We start from the raw sequence: 20,329 nt of genomic DNA, 5'->3' as shown, positions 1-20,329 counted from the left end.
TATTGTTAAAAAATGTAAATAGTTGATTACAGCGATTTATTTAGTTGTATATTTAGCCCCTGAAAATAGACAAAAAGGCATATTGGACGGGTTTAAAACCTTTTGCTGGTCGGATGTGTTGAATATAAGATAAATTTCCATTTATGTTTAAACGTATTAAGAATAGGATTCTTCGTTATCTTGTTATAGCAATATATTTTATCATTATATTGGTATGTGCTATACAATTGAATTTTTTGTGGCTCTTTGGTTATTCTCCTACAAAAAAGGATATCGTTATGCCTAGTGTTAATATCTCTACGGAATTATACACGGCAGATAGTGTTTTAATTGGACGGTATTTCGACGAGGACAGAAATCCAATTCCTTTTGATAGCATTCCCAAATCTGTTACTAATGCGTTAATCGCGACTGAAGATGTGCGTTTTTATAGCCATAATGGTGTTGATTTTTTTGGTCTAGGGTCAGGTATTATCTCTACATTAAAAGGGGATAAGCGGGGTGCAAGTACAATTACGCAACAATTAGCTAAAAATCTTTATCGTACACGTTATAATAAGGCAGGTGGATTGTTGACCCGCCTTCCCGTTGCTGGTCTCGTGGTGACGAAGTTTAAGGAGTGGATGACGGCTTATAAATTGGAGCAACGTTATTCCAAAAATCAGATTTTGGAGATGTATTTAAATACAGTTTCCTTCAGTAATAATGCCTATGGGATTGAGACTGCTGCAAAGCGTTATTTTTCAAAAGGTGCCAATCAATTGAATCAGAATGAAGCTGCTGTTTTGATTGGTATGTTAAAAGGAACTACCTTATATAATCCAATTCGTAATCCTGAAAATGCTTTTGTGCGTAAAAACACCGTTTTAAGTCAAATGTATAAAGGCGGTTTTCTGAAAAAAGAAGAGTATGATAAACTGGTTAAGGAGAAGATTGTTTTGAATACAAATAGTCAAGATCTTAATGCAGGTGGAGATTCTTACTTACGTGCTGCAGTAGCTAAATGGTTGGAAAAATGGTCTGAGGATAACAATTATGATATCTATACAGACGGTTTGAAAATTTACACGACGATAAACTCTAAGCTCCAGAAGCACGCGGAAGAAGCTGTGGCAAAACAGATGGTTGAATTGCAGCAGCGGCTAAATAATACCTGGGAGGGCCAGGAGCCTTGGCGTGATTTATCAGGTAAGGTTATACCCAACTTCCTGGATAATTTGGCAAAGAAAACTCCTTATTATGCTTTTTTGAGTAAAAAATATGCGAATACCCCTGATAGCATCAATTACTTCCTAAATAAAAAGAAGAAGATCGAAGTTTATAATTGGAAGGATGGTGGTAAGATCCAAAAGGATATGTCTACAATGGATTCTTTGAAATATTATGCCATGATGTTAAATGCAGGCATGATGTCTATGGATCCGTATTCGGGTGAAATTAAAGCATGGGTGGGTGGGATCAACCACCAATATTTTAAGTATGATCACGTGATGCAGGCGAAGCGACAAGCGGGGTCCACATTTAAACCTTTTGTATACTTGGCTGCTTTGGAGTCAGGGATGTCTCCGTGTGATAAGATTACGGATAAACCTGTTACGATCAAGATTGATAAAGGAGATTCTGTTGAGGTGTGGGAGCCTAAAAACGCAGATTGGAATTTTTCCTATCGTGAAATGTCATTGCGTCATGCGATGGCGCGTTCCATTAATTCGGTTACGGTTCAGTTAACTGATATGGTTACGCCCGCGAAAGTTGTTGATGCGGCACACCGTTGTGGTATTACAAGTAAATTAAATCCTGTTGCCTCTGTGGGATTAGGACCTAATGATGTTTCTGTTTTTGAAATGGTGAATGGATACTCGACGATGATGAATCACGGTGAGCGTGTCTCACCTTTATTGGTGTCTAAGATAGAGGATCATGATGGTAATGTTATTGCCACTTTTCAGGCGGAGCGTAAACAAGTGGTGGATAAACAAGATGCCTGGTTGATGACGTATATGTTGCGGGGTGGTATGGAAGAACCCGGAGGTACATCTCAGGGATTGTGGGAATGGGATTTATTTGATAAGGAAAATGAAATCGGAGGAAAGACAGGTACTTCTTCCGAATATGTAGATGGTTGGTATATGGGGGTGACTAAAGATTTGGTGACAGGTGTTTGGGTTGGCTGTGACGAACGGAGTATTCACTTTAAAAATTCTCATTCGGGAGAAGGTTCTCGTACAGCATTACCAATATTTGGGGTGTATATGGAGTCTGTTTATAAAGACAAACAATTGGGGTATACACAGGGTAAGTTTCCTAGTCCTACTGTTGAAATTACGAAATCTTACAAATGCGAAACTCCACGCTATAGTGACCCAGAGCCAGAGCAGAGTGATTCCACACAAGTAGATGAGCCTGCTGATGAAGGATTTATCGGGCCTGAGGAGGAGGGTGTGGAGCGTCCTGTTGAGCGTAATCATACTGAAGGTGACGATCGTGGAGTTAATAGCCAAGGGGCGTCCTCGTTGGAGGAGCTTAGTAGTCCAAATTAATACGACATAAAAGATTATAGCTAAAAAAATAAAGATGGCCGCCTAGTTAACTAAGGTGGCTTTTTTTATATTAAGCTGCGTGGTTGGAATCTCTCTTGGTGAAAGCTTGGTGTTGCTGTGGGAAAAGATTATTCCAGTTGGGATTATATTTACGGATTAGCCGTTCGACTTGCATGGGTGTGAAATGCCGTAGTTCACTTATTCTCGTATTGGCGGTCTCACAATTTGTAAAAGACTCTGTGTAGATTATTCGATTTAAATGTGGGCCCTGATTGAAAATAAAACTATTGGACTGCTGTAATTCCATTACTGTGCTAAACATGTTGGAACTGAGGCCGATTTTAAAATGCTTCCGGTTGTTGTCAGTTGATATATATACAATAAAATTGTTCATAATGCTAAATTATTTGGACGTTTAAAATATATTTACTAATTTTATTGGCACAATATTACTAATAAAATTAGTTTTTGCAAAATATTTTTGAAAAAAATCATATGTCAAATATCTCGTCCAATCTGAAATTCCTGAGAAAAGGAAAAAAAATCACACAGCAACAATTTGCTGATATTATGGAAATTAAGCGTGCGTCTGTCGGTGCGTATGAGGAGGATAGGGCAGAGCCCAAATATGAGTTATTAAAGAAGATTGCCGAATTCTATGGTTTGACTATGGATGAGTTGGCGAATGATGTTATTGATGAAAAATGGAAGCCAGTTCCCAAAAGCAATGCGTCCAATTTAAGGGTACTCAGTGTGACTGTGGATAAAGATGATCGTGAAAATATTGAACTTGTTCCGGTTAAGGCTAGCGCAGGGTATTTAAATGGATATGGTGATCCAGAATATGTCGCTGAATTGCCTAAATTTTCTCTGCCGATGTTTGGCCAGGGGACATTTCGCGCTTTTGAAATAAAGGGGGATTCGATGTTGCCTTTGCCATCGGGCTCTATTATTGTGGCCGAATACGTAGAAAATTGGCATGATATTAAACCAGGGAGTACTTATATTGTCGTGTCCAAGGAAGATGGTGTGGTATATAAACGTGTTGCTTTTAAATTTAAAGAGGATAAAGGTTTGAAGCTTGTTTCTGATAATAAGACCTATGAGCCTTATTGGGTGGAAACAGCAGATATTCTTGAAGTGTGGAAGGCTAAGGCTTTTATCAGTACGCAGCTGCCCGAGCCTACTCCGGAGCCAACCATGGAAACGCTGACAAGCATGATGGCGCAGATGCAGAAGACAATTAATGCGGTGGTAGATGGTTCAAAATAGTGGAGAAATCGCTCATTTACTTTTACTGTTAGCTCTGCTGCGAAGAAAATTTTTAGGGCTGGCGGGCGATAGATTTCTTTTATTACTCGCTTAGTGATATTGAACATAAAAACAATCTATCTAAGTTTGTTTTTTATTTTATAAAATGCTATATTTGCATATCTGAAAGGAAGGGGGCTTGTATTGCCCCCTTTTTTTAATTCAATTAATTTAGCATTTCTAGAAACAGAACAATGCAGCATATAGAAAAGAGAGTTATTGAACTCATTGAAGAAAAAATTGCGGATCGCGAGGATTTGTTTATTGTCAGTGTGAAGATGCGCCCAAATAAGATTCTTGAAATTCTATTGGACGGAGATAATGGTGTAAATATTGATGATTGTGCGCAGGTTAGCCGTCATGTTGGTTTTCACCTGGAAGAGGAAAATGTAATTGATGATGCATACCGTTTAGAAGTTTCATCTCCAGGTATTGATGCTAATTTTGTTAATATCCGACAGTATCAAAAGAATATAGGTCGTACAATTCAGGTAAAGTTGAACGATAATACAAAAGTTGAAGGCACATTATTGACCGTAGACGAGATGAAGATCAATGTTCTTCAAAAGGTAAAAGAAAAAGGTAAAAAAGCACAAGAGGTAGAAAAAGAACTTCCTTTTGATCAAATAAAAGCAACAAAAGTGGTAATTTCATTTTAATAATAATGAGTAACAGCAACATCAATCTGATAGACTCTTTTCAAGAGTTTAAGGAGTTTAAGAATATCGATAGACCTACTGTTATTACAGTATTGGAAGAGGTTTTTCGTAGTATGATCCGTCGTCGTTTTGGTACGGATGAAAATGTGGATGTTATCGTGAATCCAGATAACGGAGATTTGGAGATTTGGAGAACGCGTGTCGTTGTTGAAGATGAGTTTTCAGAAGATGATGATCTTGAAATCGAATTAGCGGAAGCTAGAAAGCATGATGAAGATTTGGAAGTTGGCGATGATTTTATAGAACAGATCACATTGGAAAGCTTTGGCCGTCGTGCAATTTTAGCTGCACGCCAGACGCTTGTATCTAAGGTTTTGGAATTGGAAAAAGACGAGGTCTTCAAGAAGTATAAGGATAGAGAAGGAGAGTTGGTCATAGGTGAGGTCTATCAGATTTGGAAAAAGGAGATCTTGGTATTGGATGAGGACGGGAATGAATTAATTCTTCCTAAATCAGAACAAATTCCGGCTGACTATTTCAAAAAGGGAGATGGCATTCGTGCAGTTGTACATAAAGTAGATATGATGAATAATAATCCGAAGATTATTATTTCACGTACTGCACCTGCGTTCTTACAACGTTTATTTGAACTTGAGGTTCCTGAGATTTTCGATGGCTTGATTACAATCAAGAAAATCGTTCGTGAGCCAGGGGAAAGAGCGAAGGTTGCTGTTGAGTCTTATGACGATCGTATTGATCCTGTAGGAGCTTGTGTCGGTATGAAGGGATCGCGTATTCATGGTATTGTTCGTGAATTGCGTAATGAGAATATTGACGTGATTAATTTTACAACTAATCATTCCTTATATATTGCTCGTGCTTTGAGCCCAGCGAGGATTAGCTCAATCAAAATTGATGAAGAAAATAAGACTGCGGCTGTCTATTTAAAGTCGGATCAAGTTTCTTTGGCAATCGGACGTGGCGGACATAATATTAAATTGGCTGGTAAATTGACTGGTTATGAAATTGATGTTTATCGCGAAAATGACGAGTTTGATGAAGATGTTGATATCGAAGAATTCAGCGATGAGATTGAAAGCTGGGTTATTGATGAATTGAAGCGTGTCGGCTTGGATTCAGCGAAGTCGGTGTTGTCTCTTAGCGAGGAAGAGCTGGTTAGACGTACCGATTTGGAAGAAGATACTATTCGTGAGATTGTACGTATTTTACAAGCTGAATTTGAATAAAATTCAGCTCGTTAATTTTTTTCTATCTAACATTCGGAATAAATTGTTTATGGATGGAAAAAAACATATTTTTGTAATTATATTAAAATAGTTTATATTATAGATGACTGAAGGAAAAGGAACAAACTTGCTTAAAGCAGCAAAGGAACTCAACATCGGGATACATACCGCCGTGGAATGTTTAGTGAAAAAAGGATATGATGTAGAAGCAAAGCCTAACACTAAATTGAGCGGAGAGATGTATGGTGTGCTGTTAAAAGAGTTTCAGGGAGACAAATCACTGAAAGATGAAGCTAAACAAATTGTGATTGGCAAAATTCGTCGTGAGGAGTCGCCGTCCACTTCTCCTAAGGAATCATCTAAGAATGAGGATTTCGAAGATCATGATGAATCCAAGGAAATCTTGGTCAAGAATACGGTAGAAATCCCTTCTGTTAAGGAAACTACTCCTGCAAAAGTAGAGGAGCCTGCTCATCAAGGTGGTATGAAGGTGGTCGGTAAAATTGATCTTGACGCATTGAATAGAGGCGGAAGTAAGGTCAAGAAGGAAGAACCTGTTAAGGAGGAACCAAAAACCGTCAAAGAAACACCTGTAGAGGTTAAAGCTGAAGTTAAGGTGGAAGAAAAGAAGGAAGCCGAAACCCAAGCGCCTATTGTTGAAGCAAAAAAAGAAGAGCCAAAGGTTATTGAGAAGAAGCCGGAAGTTGTTGTACCAAAAGCTGAAATAGAGAAACCCGAAGTAAATAAAACTGAAGTAAAAGCAACTCCGGTTGTAGAGACAAAAACTGAACCTGTGAAGGTAGAAGACAAGAAAAAAGAAGAAACAGCGCCGAAAGCTGTACCAGTAACTCCAATAGTGGAGCCTGCGAAAAAACAAGGAGATGAAATTATTTCTGCCCGTGCGGAAAGATTGACAGGTCCTAAAGTCATTGGTAAAATTGAATTACCATCTGCTAGACCTTCCCACAAACCAGTGGCTTCATCTTCAAATGCTGGAAATAATAATGAGAAACGTAAGCGTAAGCGTACGAATCCAAATGGTCCAGTAAACCCAAATGCGGGGCAAGGTCAAGGTCATAATAATCAAAACCGTGGACCGCGTGATGGTAACAATCCCAACAACCGGGACCAACAAGGAGGTAACCGAGCTGGGAATCATGGTCCTAACAACAACCCGAACAATCGTCAAGGGCAAAACAACAACCAACACTCAGGTAGACCGGGACAAGGAGGTAACAACCAACATCCAGGTAGACCAGGACAAGGTACGAGACCGCAACACGGTAATCGTTTTGACAATAGAGGTAAGGGAAGACCTGTTGAGAATAAGGAAGAACCTACTGAAAAGGAAATCCAAGATCAAATCAAGGCAACACTTGCTCGTTTGAGTGGTGCAGGTAAATCTGGTAAATTTGCGCAACGTGCCAAATTGAGACGTCAGAAACGTGATGACGTGGCTCAGCATGCAGAAGAAGCTGCAATGGAGCAAGAAATGATGGCAAAAGTATTGCGTGTTACAGAGTTCGTAACTGCGAACGAATTAGCTAATTTGATGGACGTTCAGGTAACCCAAATTATTGCAACTTGTATGAGTTTGGGTATGTTCGTATCGATTAACCAACGTTTGGATGCGGAAACTTTAACCATTGTAGCGGATGAATTTGGTTATCAGGTAGAGTTTATCAAACCTGAGGATGAGGAGACTGCTGAATTGGAGGAACCGGATACAGAAGAGAACTTAATTTCAAGAGCGCCTATTGTAACGGTCATGGGACACGTTGACCATGGTAAGACTTCTTTACTGGATTATATCCGTAAGGCGAACGTTACTTCTGGTGAGGCGGGTGGTATCACCCAACATATCGGTGCATACGCGGTGAAATTGGAGGATGGTCGGAAGATCACTTTCTTGGATACTCCTGGTCACGAAGCTTTTACAGCGATGCGTGCCCGTGGTGCCAAAGTAACAGATATTGTTATTATTGTTATCGCAGCTGACGACGCCGTCATGCCGCAAACAAAAGAAGCGATCAACCACGCGCAGGCAGCAGGAGTTCCAATCGTATTTGCATTTACTAAAGTAGATAAACCGGGAGCAAATCCTGATAGAATCCGTGAGCAGCTTTCTGCGATGAATATCTTAGTTGAAGACTGGGGCGGTAAGTTCCAAGCGCAAGAGATTTCAGCAAAAACGGGGGAAAATGTTGACCTATTATTAGAGAAAGTTCTATTGGAAGCTGAGATGTTAGATCTGAAAGCTGATCCGAAAAAACGCGCTGTTGGTTCAGTAATTGAAGCAGCTTTGGATAAAGGTCGTGGTATCGTGACAACGGTGTTGATACAAAGTGGTACATTACGTGTTGGAGACCCTATTTTAGCGGGATCGCATTCAGGTAAGGTGAAGGCTTTGACTAATGAAAGAGGTGAACGTGTTAAAGAGGCGGGACCTTCTGTCCCAGTGCAAATCTTGGGTATGGCCGGCGCACCAACAGCAGGGGATAAGCTTTATGTTCTTGAAAGCGAGTCTGAAGCTAGAACGGTAGCCAACAAACGTCTTCAGTTACAACGCGAGCAAGGCATGCGTGCAACTAAACATATTACCTTGGATGAAATCGGTCGTCGTTTGGCCATCGGTAACTTTAAAGAACTTAATATTATCGTTAAAGGTGATGTGGACGGTTCTATTGAAGCATTATCAGATTCATTATTGAAATTGTCTACTGACGAAATTCAGGTTAATATCATTCACAAATCAGTGGGTGCAATCTCTGAATCAGATGTATTGTTAGCTTCTGCTTCCGATGCGATTATCATAGGTTTCCAAGTACGTCCAACACAAAACGCACGTAAATTGGCCGAGAACGAGCAAATTGATGTACGTTTATATTCGATCATCTATGATGCGATTGATGAAATCAAGTCTGCGATGGAGGGTATGTTGGCGCCGAAATTTGAAGAGAAAATCGTTGCTGAGGTTGAAATCAGAGAAACCTTCAAAATTTCTAAAGTAGGTACGATTGCCGGATGTATGGTTAAAGAAGGTAAGATCAATAGAAATAATGATATCCGCATAATCAGAGATGGCGTTGTAATTCATACAGGTAAACTGGCTTCTTTGAAACGTTTCAAAGATGATGTGAAAGAAGTTTCAATGGGTTATGAGTGTGGTTTAAACATTGACCGTTTCAATGACATTCAAGTAGGAGACATTGTTGAAGCCTACGAACAAGTTGAAGTGAAACGTAAATTGTAATCACTTAGTGATACACTCACTAATAAAACAGAAAGCGGCATTGATTAAATACAATCAATGCCGCTTTCTGTTTTATCGTTCGTATAGTTCTATTGGAACCTGATCAGGATCAAAAAAGAATGTAAAGCGTTTATTTGTTAGATTGTCTATTCTGACCCCTTCGTGTAATATACCCGCTTTTTCGAGCTTATTTAATTCGATGTCGAGATTATCGACTTCGAATGCAAGATGTCTTAAACCGGCAGCTTCTGGAAAGCTAAGTCGATTAGGCGGTGATGGGAAAGAAAATAGCTCAATAATATAATTATCATGTAGTTTGAGGTCCAGTTTATATGAATCACGTTCCGCACGATAGTGTTCCCTGGCAATCTCTAGGCCCAGTATATCCGTATAGAATTTCTTTGAACGCTCGTAATTGCTGCATATAATGGCAATATGATGTATCTTGTTGAGGTTTAATTTCATCTTTCAATACTTATCTCATGGCGTGTGTAATACGTGTTTTTTCATTGAGGATATGGAGCAATAAAAAAAACTATTTTAATGTTTGATATTATTTTGCTCTTTCATATTGTTTAGGCCATGCAATGTCAGCGTCTAATTCTTTGGCAAAATGTAATGGAAGGTGTGGATCATCAAGAAATCCTCGTGCAATTAAGATTAAATCTGCTTGCTTTCGCGTAATGATCTCGGATGCTTCGGTAGCAGTTTTAATTAAACCTACTGTGGCTACGTTATTCTGGGTATTCTCCTTGATAGCGGTGGCGAAAGGGAGTTGGTAGGCCGGTCCGATATCAATTTTTTGATAGGAGACCAAGCCCCCGCTTGAAACATCAATCAGGTCTACCCCCAATGCATATAGCTGTTGTGATAAGGTTATGGATTGCTTTAAGTCCCATCCTGCTTCGGCCCAATCTGTTGCTGAAATGCGTACCCATAAACTTTGGGTTGTTATTTCTTGCTTTACTCTTTTCACAATTTCAATAAGAAAACGTATTCTATTTTCAAAGATTCCACCGAAAGAGTCTGTCCGCAAGTTGCTCAGTGGTGAGAGAAATTGATGAATCAGATATCCATGTGCTGCATGGAGTTCAATAATTTCGTAGCCGGCTTGTATTGCTCTTTTCGTTGCTGTTCCGAATTGTTCAATCAGATTTTGAATGGCTGAAACATCAAGTTCTTGAGGTTCATAATCTCCAGTATGGAAAGCGATTGGAGATGGGGCAACTGTTTGCCAACCCTGTGGATCCGTTGGTGAAAATTGATTTCTGCCAAGCCAAGGTTTGTTACTGCTAGCTTTGCGACCTGCATGGGCAAGCTGTATGCCTGGTATGGAATTATTTGCTTTAATAAACTCTGTTATTTCCCTTAATTTTTCGATGTGTCGGTCGTCCCATAAACCAAGGTCTCCATCACTGATTCGACCTTGGGGGGTAACTGCAGTTGCTTCTTGTATTACTGCTGCAGCTCCGCCGATTGCAAATTGGCCTAAATGAACCAAGTGCCAGTTATTTGCAAAACCATCTTTTGCCGAGTATTGACACATTGGGGATACAACCAAACGATTTTTCAATTGTAAATTTCCGATGTTTACTGATGAAAATAATTGACTCATAATTGCTTGTTTATAACAGGTAGGAGCAACGAGAGCTCCTACCTTGATCATTTCTTTGTGTTATAAAAGAAAGCCATTAAAAGGTCTGTATTTGACCGTGACGAATAGCTGTTCGATTATTAGGGATTTGTGGACCATAAAGATGCTGATTTTAGCATTGCTCTTCTTGGTAGTTTTAAATTAGCAATGATCAGCTCCGCGAAATCTTCAGGCTGCAGAACTTTTTCTGGATCACCATCGGTAAGCCCAAGATCTTTGGACATATCGGAAGCAATGGTACTAGGCATAAGTGTACATACCCGAATATTGTTTTTCCGTACTTCCCGCATTAAAGAGTCGGCGAAGCCAATGACGCCAAACTTTGATGCACTATAAGCGGAAGTGGTGGCAGCGCCATTTAATCCGGCTGTCGAAGATACCATAATGATATCGCCTTGATTTTTTTCAATCAGTTGCGGAAGGACAGCTTTTGTAACAAAATATGTACCCAAGAGATTCGTTTGAATAATCGATGTCCAATCGGCAACATCCATGTCGAGCACAGAGGAAAATGATGCCACTCCCGCATTGTTAATTAATATATCAAAGCTGCCGAAAGTGTTTTTCAATTGCTCAACCTCCTGTTGTACAATAATATAATTTGATACGTCAAAGACGGCATAAGTGACCTCAGTGCCCAGTTTGGCAAGTTCCGCGGCCGTATCCTTTAAAGCAGCTTCATTTCTTCCGGTAATCGCGATATGAACACCTTCTTTCGCTAATGCATATGCAATCGCTTTTCCTAACCCCCGCGCGCCACCTGTAATTAAGGCTCTTTTTCCTATTATATTTTCCATATCATAAAAATAAGCATGATCTTTTTTATTCGTGTCAGATGAACCTAAAAAATTCAACTTACTTTGCTTTTTTTAGGATACTTTCGATAATAGGGTAAGTATTGTTCCGTATGTCTTCAAATTGGTCCACATGACGCCATTCTGCTTTTGTAATATCTTCTGCAGTTTGGGGAATCAATTTAGGGACTTTGTTAACTCCCATTTCATACCAGTTTGTTGCTTTTAGGACGAATTCTCCATTTCGCAAAAAATAGGTATGGTATGATGTGGTAATTTTTTTTCCTAAGTAGTTGATTTTGATGCCACATTCCTCTTCAACTTCGCGTACAGCTGCTTCCCGCATTTTTTCATTTTCTTCCACTTTACCTTTCGGAAGATCCCATTTTCCTAATCGGTAGATAAAAAGATAGTCTCCATCACCGTTTTTCACCAGCCCACCTGCAGCTTTAATGAGCTTAATTTTATTTTTTAAGTTTTGAAATACGGTTTCAAAATCCTTGTTGATGTAGAGATATGTTTTTGGAACTTTATCAATTTCAGATTGTTTGAAAAGTTTTTGGAGGTCAATCTCCTGAAAACTAATTGTTTGTGGGTTTTTGATTTTCGATGGAACAAAATCTGCTAAAATTAGCACGGTTTCGTTCATATAAATTTTATAAATTTGCGCCATGAATAATTTAAATGAGGTTGAACAAAAAGTTGCTGAATCCTTATTGCAAATTAAAGCAATAAAATTGCAACCTAAAAGTCCTTTTACATGGGCGTCGGGTTGGAAGTCTCCAATTTACTGTGATAACCGTATCACTTTATCTCATCCTGCGATTCGTACATACATTCGTCAAAAGCTTTCTAAGCTTATTCAAGAAGAGTTTGGATCAGTGGATATGATTTCCGGAGTTGCTACGGCAGGTATTCCACAAGGCGTTTTGGTAGCACAGGATCTAGGACTACCATTTTCTTATGTTAGAAGCTCTGCAAAGGACCATGGTCGTCAGAATTTGATCGAAGGTGAAGTGGTTAGCGGTCAACGTGTTGTTGTCGTTGAAGATCTGATTTCGACAGGTAAGAGTAGCTTAGTCGCTGTAAAGGCATTACGTGAGGCCGGCTGCAATGTGGTTGGATTGGTGTCTATTTTTACTTATGGGTTGCAACAAGCTACTGATAATTTTGCCGATGCAAAATGTCCTTATTTCAGTTTATGTAATTACGATGCTTTGATTCAGGTCGCTGCTGAAAATAGTTATGTATTGGAGGAGGATATTGAGATCTTGAAAAAGTGGCGATTGAACCCAGCTACTTGGGGAGACAATTTTCAATAATGAGGATTAATTTATCGTTATGACTACTATTCAGAACACAACAGAAATCAACAAAACTGTCAGCGATGTGTATGCATTTTTGGCGGATCTCAACAATCATGAACAATTAATGCCAGAAAATATCTACAATTGGTCTTCGACTACGGACGAAGCTCGATTTACAATACAGAATATGGCAAAATTGGCACTTCGGGTAGAAGAGCGTGTTGAGAATCGGTTTATTACGTTGGTTCCCTCGGAAAAGGCGCCTTTTGAGGTTACTCTTCGTTGGGAATTGCAAGTTATTGCTGATACGGTGACAAAGGCAACATTTATTATAGATGCTGATCTCAACATGATGATGAAAATGATCGCTTCTGGGCCATTACAAAAATTAGTTGATTTTCAGGTCAACAAATTAAAAGAAAAATTAGGGTAGATTGGTTCATAACGGATATAAAAAAGCTCGATTATTACTAATCGAGCTTTTTTTATGCTAATCTTTCATTGACTTTTTTCCAATTCACAACATTCCACCAATTTTTAATATAATCGGCTCTTTTGTTTTGATAGTGCAGGTAGTAAGCATGCTCCCATACATCAAGACCTAAAATAGGAATGCCTTTTACCTCGGCAACATCCATCAAAGGGTTGTCCTGGTTTGGAGTAGATGTAATTTTTAAGTTACCAGAGTCATCCAAAATCAACCAGGCCCATCCCGAACCAAATCGTGAGGTTGCTGCTGCGGCAAACTGTTCTTTGAATTTGTCTAAAGAACCGAATGTCTTATTGATCATCGTCAATAATTTTTCGGAGGGTTGGCTAGGCTTATCGGACAAGCTCTCCCAAAAGAAGTTATGGTTCCAGGCTCCGCCAGCATTATTCCTTGCTTTAGGAGAATACTTAGATACGTTTGCTAGGAGCTGCTCCTCAGAGGCCTCTTTAATGTTTTCAGCAACAATAGCGTCGTTAACGGCGTTAATATAGGCCATATGGTGCTTTGTATAATGGATTTCCATCGTCAACGCATCAATATTAGGCTCCAAAGCAGCATAACTGAAAGGTAATTTTACTTGGGAAAACTTTAAGGTAGCGGCATTTAATTCAGTAGCTTTCGCGGAAGCAATATCTTGTAATATTGATCCAGATACAGCGATGCCTAATGTGGCTTTTGCTGCATTTTGAAGGAAGTTTCTGCGTGTTTGCATATAATCTTTTTGTGATTAGTTTTGATATAAATATAACGTGAAATTTTACAATTATTGTGCAAGAATTGTCTGTTAATTGTAATACCACAAAATTGTTATAAATTTATTTTTATAGGAGGGCTCACTTTGTTTTGAATGTCGGTTTTATGGTGTTGTGCTATATATAATTATGCAATATTCTAGGGGGGCGTTAAGGTGATCTAAGGCCACTTGTACTAAAGAATTATAATTGTTTATAAAATCAAATTTAGCTAAGTTTGATCTATGTATACTTTAAGGATTTCAAAAATCATCCCCCAACCTAATAATAATATTACCTTTCAGCTTGAGTCGATAGCAGGCGACTATCCTTCCTATAAAGCGGGGCAATTTATTACGCTTTCTTTTGTGTTTGGCGACCGTGAGGTACGTCGTTCGTACTCCTTTAATAGTTCGCCGGATAATAATGAGCCCTTAAGCATCACTGTTAAGCGTGTCGAAAATGGCGAAATATCTCGACTGCTCCACCACACTATTGTAGAAGGGGATATCGTCAATGCGATGGAACCTCAAGGTTTGTTTGTATATGAGCCTGAGCCGGAAAAGGTTCGTACCTTATTTTTGTTTGCTGCAGGAATTGGCATCACGCCCTTGTACGCTATTCTAAAGACAGCGCTTCTTGCGGAAAGTAAGTCAAAAATCGTGTTAATTTACAGCAATAGTACCCTGGAGTTAACTCCGTTTCGCGCGGAATTGGAACATTGGGCAGACCGATTTCCTGATCGATTAACTATTGTGTGGATTTTTTCCAACAGTAAAAACCTGATGAAAGCCAGGTTAAATAGAGATTATATACATGCTATTGTTAACGATCATTTGTTTGGAAATAGGGAAGACGCATTGTTCTATACCTGCGGTCCTGTGATTTATATGGATCTCTGTCGTTTTACACTTTTGGGAATGGGATTTGATTCCAACCAAATAAAACGAGAGACATTTCTATTGCCCGAAAATGAAGCGGATGATGATGACGAGACTGAAAAGGAAGTCGATACAACGACTTATACCATCGAATTATATTTTCAAGGTAGAACGTATAATCTTGAGGTTCCCTACAATAAAACCATTTTGGACATCGGATTAGAACATAAAATCAAGCTGCCGTATTCCTGCAAATCCGGTATGTGTAGTACTTGTATTTCGCAGTGTACAAGGGGAAAAGTGAGAATGGACTATAATGAGGTGTTAACTGATCGTGAAGTTGAACAAGGAAGAGTACTTTTGTGCACCGGGCATCCGGTAGAAATGAATACGGCTATAGAAGTACTATAATTGAGTATTCGTATTTAATCGAAAAATATGAGGTACAGTTATCGGCAAACAGAAATATTTAAAATTGCATATATAAGTAAATTTATCTAAGTTTGGCTATAACCGTTTTATAGCTAACTATTATGGGGAAATTACTCTGGAGCCCAACAGAAGAGCAAAAATCTCTAGCTGAGATCAATAAGTTTAAACAATATGTGGAGAATGAGCACGGCTTATTCTTTCCATCCTATCAGGACCTTTGGGCATGGTCAACGACGGAACTGGCTAATTTTTGGAAGCGTATAGCCGCCTATTTTAATTTAAAATTTCATTCAGACCCTGCAAAAATTGTCGAGTTACCAGCAGATTCCACAAGCTTTATTGGGACAAAATGGTTTGCTGGTGCAACCTTGAGTTATGCTGAACACGTATTTCGAAATACAACGGAAAAGCGTCCTGCATTAATCTTTCAATCCGAACAGTGCGCTAAAAGAGAGGTCTCATGGGCCGAGCTAGAATCCATGGTTTTCAAACTTCAGGTCTATTTGAAAGAAATCGGTGTACAAAGTGGAGATCGCGTCGCTGGTGTATTGATTAATGGCGTTGAAGCTGTTGCGTTATTTTTGGCGGCTAATTCCATAGGTGCTGTTTGGTCCTGTTGTTCGCCGGACTTTGGTGAGGCAAGTATTCAGGATCGTTTTGAGCAGATTGAACCCAAAGTGCTCTTCGCAAATTCCAGTTATTATTATAATGGACGTCTTTTTGAAAAGGCGGAAAGTATTAAGCAACTTTCGCAGCGGCTACCATCTTTAGTAGCTTGTGTTTTGATTGATGATCCTATTTGGGAAGAGATTCTGAAAAAGGATCTTACACAAGCTAAGCTCCAATTTACGGCAATGCCTTTTGACGCTCCAATATGGATTTTGTATTCTTCAGGAACTACCGGGAAGCCCAAAGCCATTACACATGGAGTTGGTGGTATGCTATTAGAACATATGAAAGCACTTGGACTCCATCAAAACGTGCAAGACGGCGATCGATTTATGTGGTATTCTACTACAGGATGGATGATGTGGAATTATGCGCTTTCGGCCCTTTTAATGGGAAATACATTGTGTATATATGATGGAGCTACGAATTATCCCGACAAATTGAGTTTATGGAGGTTTGCACAAGAAAGTAAGGTGGATCATTTTGGTGTTGGCGCTGCTTATCTCATCTCCTGTCAGGATCAAGATTTAAGATCTCTGGCCTATCAGCCGAAAACAATAGGGTCGACAGGCTCACCACTTCCGCCAGATGTATTTGAGTGGCTAAATGTGCAGTTTCCAAAAAGTCAAATTGTCTCGTTAAGTGGTGGTACAGACGTTTGCAGTGCCTTTCTTTCGGGTTGCACTTTGCTTGATGTTTATGCAGGAGAGATTCAATGCCGCGCCTTAGGAGCTAAGATAGAAGCATTTGATGAGAATGGTCATCCGCTTTATGGGGAGGTGGGAGAACTCGTTATTTTAGCTCCCATGCCCTGCATGCCCATCTATTTTTGGAACGATGTGGGGAATAAAAAATACTTCGATAGTTATTTTGATAAATATAGTGGTGTTTGGAGTCATGGTGACTGGATTAAGATTACTGCCCATGATGGAGTAATTATGTACGGCCGTTCAGATGCAACTCTGAACCGTGGCGGCGTACGCATCGGTACTGCGGAGATCTATAATGTTTTAAATAGAACTGAAGGGGTCTTGGATAGCTTGGTTATTTGTGTAGATCATGAAAATGGATCATCTGATATGTTGCTTTTTGTTCAATTGGACAATGGCTTATTGAATGACGCGTTAAAAGGGGAGATTAAACGGGAGCTTCGGCAGCAATATAGTCCGCGACATGTGCCTGACGATATTTTTCAAGTAGCGGCTATTCCTTACACATTAAGCGGTAAGAAGCTGGAGCTGCCTATTAAGAAGATCTTTTCGGGGGTGCCCGTAGAAAAAGCGGTGTCAATAGACATTATGCGGAACCGAGAATCTTTGTTGGACTTTGAAGCGATTAGCAAAATCTGGAGAAGATCCTAAGTATAGTAAGCTATAAAATAGCTAATTTAAAAACCCCTCAGATGACGAAGTTTCCCGTTTGAGGGGTTTTCGAATTTAACTTTGCTCCACTCAGACCTGTATAACACCTACATTATACCGGTCTAGGATAGGTTTTTCGTTGGCAGCTTCAATTCCCATGCTGATAACTTTTCGTGTTTCTTCAGGTGCTATAATTCCATCAACCCATAGTCTTGCAGCAGCGTAATATGGGCTCAATTGCTCGTTGTACCGGTCTTCGATGGATTTAAGGAGGTCGTTTTTCTCTTCTTCATTAATTTCCTGACCTTTGGACTTTAAAGCTGATTCTTGGATTTGAAAGAGTGTTTTGCCTGCTGCGGCACCGCTCATGACTGCCATTTGGGCAGTAGGCCAAGCGTAGATTAGTCGTGGGTCATATGCTTTTCCACACATTGCATAATTTCCTGCGCCATAACTGTTTCCGACAATAAATGTAAATTTTGGGACTACGGAGTTGGCCATTGCATTGACCATTTTTGCGCCGTCTTTGATAATCCCCCCTTGTTCAGATCGGCTCCCTACCATAAAACCAGTGACGTCCTGAAAAAAAACAAGTGGAATACGCTGCTGGTTGCAATTCATGATGAAGCGCGCCGCCTTATCTGCTGAATCACTATAGATAACTCCGCCCATCTGCATTTCCATGGTGTTGCCAGGTTTCTTGGCTTTAATGATCTCGCGTTGATTAGCAACGATCCCGACAGCCCAGCCATCTATGCGGGCGAGGCCGCATACAATGGTTTTCCCATAATCTGGCTTGTATTCTTCTAAAGTCTCTGCGTCTACAATTGCATTCAGGATATCCTGCATACGATAAGGTTTTGTTCTGTCTTCGGGAAGAATCTCTGCTATTTTACTCGGATCTGTTTTTGGGGGTAGGCTTATCTTTCTGTCGAAATTAGCTTTTGGATTTCCACCGATTTTATCGATAACATTTTTTATAGCATCTAAACAGGTTTGGTCGTCGGGAAATTTATTGTCTGTTACGCCGGATATCTCCGAATGAGTAGAAGCTCCGCCGAGTGTTTCAGCATCTACGGTTTCACCTATTGCAGATTTGACCAGGTATGGGCCTGCTAAAAATACAGATCCTGTTCCTTCGACGATAAAGGCATAGTCGGACATAATAGGTAAATAAGCGCCACCTGCTACGCAACTTCCCATAATTGCTGCAATTTGTGGTATTCCCATGGAGGACATTCGGGCGTTGTTACGGAATATGCGTCCAAAATGATCTTTATCCGGAAAGATTTCATCTTGTAGCGGCAAAAATACGCCAGCAGAATCTACTAAATAGATAATTGGCAAGTTGTTTTCCATGGCAATTTCTTGCGCGCGTAGATTTTTCTTTGCAGAAATTGGGAACCATGCCCCAGCTTTTACTGTTGCGTCGTTGGAGACAATGACACATAGTTTGGATTTTACGTAGCCCAGTACTGCTGCGCAGCCTGCGTTTATGCATCCACCATGTTCTTTGTACATTCCTTCACCGGCAAACATACCTATTTCAATATATTCTCGATCTGGGTCCAGCAGATATTCTATTCGTTCCCAAGCTGACATTTTGCCTTTTTCTTTCAGTTTTTTTATTTTATCGATGCCGCCACCGAATTTTAAATTTTCTCTTTTTTGGCGAAGTAACGCGAGTAGCTCCTTCATAATTTATAATCTTGGTTTTAAAAACTGTTAAATTAAGAATTTCTTATTTTTAGATAAATTTAAAATAAAATTTTAAAATATTTGCAATTTTATTCCTAAATATTTTGATATATTTGAATTGAATTACCGATTGTAAATTTAATATTCATGCTTATGTTTATTGAAAATAAACAACAAATGGATATGATCAGACAAAGTGCACGGGATTTTGCACAGTATCATATCAAACCTTATGTGATGGAATGGGACGAAGCCCAAATATTTCCAATAGAAGTTTTTAAAAAGTTAGGCGAACACGGTTTCATGGGGGTGATCGTTCCTGAAGAATATGGGGGATCGGGACTTGGATACCAGGAATACATTACTGTTTTGGATGAGATTTCCAAGGTGTGTGGTTCAATCGGGCTTTCTGTGGCGGCGCATAATTCGCTGTGCACAAATCATATATTAAGTTTTGCCAGTGAAGAACAGAAGAAGCGTTATCTTCCAAAGTTGGCGACAGCTGAATGGATTGGTGCCTGGGGACTTACAGAAACCGGTTCTGGTTCGGACGCGGGTGGCATGACGACATTTGCGGAGAGAGATGGTGATCACTACGTGTTAAATGGTTCTAAGAATTTTATCACGCATGCCATCAGTTCTAGTGTTGCTGTCGTTATTGCGCGGACGGGGGCTAAAGGAAATAAAAAAGGGATGTCAGCTTTCATTGTTGAGAAAGGTACACCTGGATTTACCGCAGGAAAGAAAGAAAATAAATTAGGGATGCGCGCCTCAGAAACTGCCTGTCTGTTTTTTGATAATTGTCGGATTCATCGGGATCAACTCATCGGTGAGGAAGGGCAAGGGTTTGTGCAGGCCCTAAAATTATTGGATGGCGGACGTATTTCTATTGCGGCACTTTCTTTGGGTATTGCCCGCGGAGCTTACGAATGTGCGTTGAAATATGCGCACGAGCGTGAGCAATTTGGGAAAAAGATTTACGAATTTCAGGCAGTTTCTTTTGCGCTTGCAGATATGGCTACACAGGTGGAGGCCAGCGAACTGTTGACGAGGCAGGCGGGCTATTTAAAGGATCATGGAGAGCGTGTTTCTAAAATTGGTGCGATGGCTAAACTTTATGCTTCAGAGGCCGCCGTTAGTGTCTCAAATGAATCTGTGCAGATCTTTGGTGGCTACGGATTTACAAAGGACTATCCTGCTGAGAAATTTTTTAGAGATGCTAAACTTTGTACAATAGGTGAGGGGACTTCAAGTATTCAGAAAATGGTGATCGCTAGAGAGATTGAGAAAGATATTTTATAG

At 39.8% G+C, this 20,329-nt stretch carries 17 protein-coding genes; 10 read left to right on the top strand and 7 right to left on the bottom strand.

Translation table 11 applies throughout. From position 1 onward, the window contains the following. The first annotated feature begins 278 nt into the window (after window positions 1-278). A complete protein-coding gene (locus AAH582_RS16230) occupies window positions 279-2,540 on the top strand; it encodes a penicillin-binding protein 1A (RefSeq protein WP_343318680.1) in 2,262 nt (753 codons plus the stop codon). Window positions 2,541-2,610: 70 nt separating this feature from the next. Here the strand turns inward: AAH582_RS16230 and AAH582_RS16225 are convergent, their stop codons facing one another. Further along, window positions 2,611-2,934, bottom strand: coding sequence for a GIY-YIG nuclease family protein (locus AAH582_RS16225; protein WP_343318678.1), 324 nt, complete (start codon window positions 2,932-2,934; stop codon window positions 2,611-2,613). Between the two features lie 101 nt (window positions 2,935-3,035). Here AAH582_RS16225 and AAH582_RS16220 point away from each other — a divergent pair, with 101 nt between their 5' ends. From AAH582_RS16220 to infB, 4 genes are all read left to right on the top strand, one after another. Further along, complete coding sequence (locus AAH582_RS16220) at window positions 3,036-3,812, top strand: XRE family transcriptional regulator (RefSeq protein WP_046675479.1); 777 nt, start codon at window positions 3,036-3,038, stop codon at window positions 3,810-3,812. Window positions 3,813-4,045: 233 nt separating this feature from the next. Next, complete coding sequence (rimP, locus tag AAH582_RS16215) at window positions 4,046-4,510, top strand: ribosome assembly cofactor RimP (protein ID WP_343318675.1); 465 nt, start codon at window positions 4,046-4,048, stop codon at window positions 4,508-4,510. A 5-nt stretch (window positions 4,511-4,515) separates the two neighbouring features. Further along, entirely contained in the window at window positions 4,516-5,757 is a 1,242-nt protein-coding gene (gene nusA, locus AAH582_RS16210) for a transcription termination factor NusA (protein WP_046675481.1), read from the top strand. A 103-nt stretch (window positions 5,758-5,860) separates the two neighbouring features. Continuing rightward, window positions 5,861-9,010, top strand: coding sequence for a translation initiation factor IF-2 (gene infB / locus AAH582_RS16205; protein ID WP_343318671.1), 3,150 nt, complete (start codon window positions 5,861-5,863; stop codon window positions 9,008-9,010). 72 nt (window positions 9,011-9,082) lie between these two features. On the opposite strand, the gene gloA2 is transcribed toward infB, so the two are convergent. From gloA2 to AAH582_RS16185, 4 genes are all read right to left on the bottom strand, one after another. Further along, complete coding sequence (gloA2, locus tag AAH582_RS16200; protein ID WP_343318669.1) at window positions 9,083-9,475, bottom strand: SMU1112c/YaeR family gloxylase I-like metalloprotein; 393 nt, start codon at window positions 9,473-9,475, stop codon at window positions 9,083-9,085. Between the two features lie 88 nt (window positions 9,476-9,563). Next, complete coding sequence (locus AAH582_RS16195) at window positions 9,564-10,625, bottom strand: NADH:flavin oxidoreductase/NADH oxidase (protein WP_343318668.1); 1,062 nt, start codon at window positions 10,623-10,625, stop codon at window positions 9,564-9,566. A gap of 119 nt (window positions 10,626-10,744) precedes the next feature. Further along, a complete protein-coding gene (locus tag AAH582_RS16190) occupies window positions 10,745-11,461 on the bottom strand; it encodes a 3-ketoacyl-ACP reductase (RefSeq protein WP_343318667.1) in 717 nt (238 codons plus the stop codon). 58 nt (window positions 11,462-11,519) lie between these two features. Further along, complete coding sequence (locus tag AAH582_RS16185) at window positions 11,520-12,107, bottom strand: NUDIX domain-containing protein (protein WP_231585276.1); 588 nt, start codon at window positions 12,105-12,107, stop codon at window positions 11,520-11,522. Between the two features lie 22 nt (window positions 12,108-12,129). Between AAH582_RS16185 and pyrE the strand changes: the two genes are divergently transcribed. Both pyrE and AAH582_RS16175 read left to right on the top strand, forming a co-directional pair. Further along, window positions 12,130-12,780 carry an orotate phosphoribosyltransferase gene (pyrE, locus tag AAH582_RS16180; protein WP_046674428.1) on the top strand — a complete coding sequence of 217 codons (651 nt, stop codon included), beginning with the start codon at window positions 12,130-12,132 and terminating at the stop codon, window positions 12,778-12,780. A 19-nt stretch (window positions 12,781-12,799) separates the two neighbouring features. Beyond that, on the top strand, window positions 12,800-13,198 hold the full coding sequence (locus AAH582_RS16175) for an SRPBCC family protein (protein WP_046674429.1): 399 nt from the start codon (window positions 12,800-12,802) through the stop codon (window positions 13,196-13,198). Window positions 13,199-13,250: 52 nt separating this feature from the next. On the opposite strand, the gene AAH582_RS16170 is transcribed toward AAH582_RS16175, so the two are convergent. Continuing rightward, the gene (locus AAH582_RS16170) at window positions 13,251-13,967 is read right to left on the bottom strand and encodes a superoxide dismutase (RefSeq protein WP_343318666.1); all 717 of its coding nucleotides are present in this window, start codon (window positions 13,965-13,967) and stop codon (window positions 13,251-13,253) included. Between the two features lie 264 nt (window positions 13,968-14,231). Between AAH582_RS16170 and AAH582_RS16165 the strand changes: the two genes are divergently transcribed. Next, window positions 14,232-15,278: a ferredoxin--NADP reductase gene (locus AAH582_RS16165; protein ID WP_343318665.1), complete on the top strand. Its 1,047-nt coding sequence runs from the start codon at window positions 14,232-14,234 to the stop codon at window positions 15,276-15,278. Window positions 15,279-15,400: 122 nt separating this feature from the next. Next, window positions 15,401-17,329, top strand: coding sequence for an acetoacetate--CoA ligase (locus AAH582_RS16160; protein WP_343318663.1), 1,929 nt, complete (start codon window positions 15,401-15,403; stop codon window positions 17,327-17,329). 90 nt (window positions 17,330-17,419) lie between these two features. On the opposite strand, the gene AAH582_RS16155 is transcribed toward AAH582_RS16160, so the two are convergent. Beyond that, entirely contained in the window at window positions 17,420-19,027 is a 1,608-nt protein-coding gene (locus tag AAH582_RS16155; protein WP_343318661.1) for an acyl-CoA carboxylase subunit beta, read from the bottom strand. A 153-nt stretch (window positions 19,028-19,180) separates the two neighbouring features. Here AAH582_RS16155 and AAH582_RS16150 point away from each other — a divergent pair, with 153 nt between their 5' ends. Next, entirely contained in the window at window positions 19,181-20,329 is a 1,149-nt protein-coding gene (locus AAH582_RS16150) for an acyl-CoA dehydrogenase family protein (protein ID WP_343318659.1), read from the top strand.

Source organism: Sphingobacterium multivorum (assembly GCF_039511225.1).
Classification (GTDB): domain Bacteria; phylum Bacteroidota; class Bacteroidia; order Sphingobacteriales; family Sphingobacteriaceae; genus Sphingobacterium.
The sequence above is the reverse complement of the archived record's forward strand: the minus strand, read 5'-3'. Positions and strand labels throughout refer to the sequence as shown.

Coding starts and splice junctions, on each gene's coding strand:
- AAH582_RS16230 (WP_343318680.1), top strand. CDS start 279: ATGCCTAGTGTTAATATCTCTACGGAATTATACACGGCAGATAGTGTT.
- AAH582_RS16225 (WP_343318678.1), bottom strand. CDS start 2,934: ATGAACAATTTTATTGTATATATATCAACTGACAACAACCGGAAGCAT.
- AAH582_RS16220 (WP_046675479.1), top strand. CDS start 3,036: ATGTCAAATATCTCGTCCAATCTGAAATTCCTGAGAAAAGGAAAAAAA.
- rimP (WP_343318675.1), top strand. CDS start 4,046: ATGCAGCATATAGAAAAGAGAGTTATTGAACTCATTGAAGAAAAAATT.
- nusA (WP_046675481.1), top strand. CDS start 4,516: ATGAGTAACAGCAACATCAATCTGATAGACTCTTTTCAAGAGTTTAAG.
- infB (WP_343318671.1), top strand. CDS start 5,861: ATGACTGAAGGAAAAGGAACAAACTTGCTTAAAGCAGCAAAGGAACTC.
- gloA2 (WP_343318669.1), bottom strand. CDS start 9,475: ATGAAATTAAACCTCAACAAGATACATCATATTGCCATTATATGCAGC.
- AAH582_RS16195 (WP_343318668.1), bottom strand. CDS start 10,625: ATGAGTCAATTATTTTCATCAGTAAACATCGGAAATTTACAATTGAAA.
- AAH582_RS16190 (WP_343318667.1), bottom strand. CDS start 11,461: ATGGAAAATATAATAGGAAAAAGAGCCTTAATTACAGGTGGCGCGCGG.
- AAH582_RS16185 (WP_231585276.1), bottom strand. CDS start 12,107: ATGAACGAAACCGTGCTAATTTTAGCAGATTTTGTTCCATCGAAAATC.
- pyrE (WP_046674428.1), top strand. CDS start 12,130: ATGAATAATTTAAATGAGGTTGAACAAAAAGTTGCTGAATCCTTATTG.
- AAH582_RS16175 (WP_046674429.1), top strand. CDS start 12,800: ATGACTACTATTCAGAACACAACAGAAATCAACAAAACTGTCAGCGAT.
- AAH582_RS16170 (WP_343318666.1), bottom strand. CDS start 13,967: ATGCAAACACGCAGAAACTTCCTTCAAAATGCAGCAAAAGCCACATTA.
- AAH582_RS16165 (WP_343318665.1), top strand. CDS start 14,232: ATGTATACTTTAAGGATTTCAAAAATCATCCCCCAACCTAATAATAAT.
- AAH582_RS16160 (WP_343318663.1), top strand. CDS start 15,401: ATGGGGAAATTACTCTGGAGCCCAACAGAAGAGCAAAAATCTCTAGCT.
- AAH582_RS16155 (WP_343318661.1), bottom strand. CDS start 19,027: ATGAAGGAGCTACTCGCGTTACTTCGCCAAAAAAGAGAAAATTTAAAA.
- AAH582_RS16150 (WP_343318659.1), top strand. CDS start 19,181: ATGTTTATTGAAAATAAACAACAAATGGATATGATCAGACAAAGTGCA.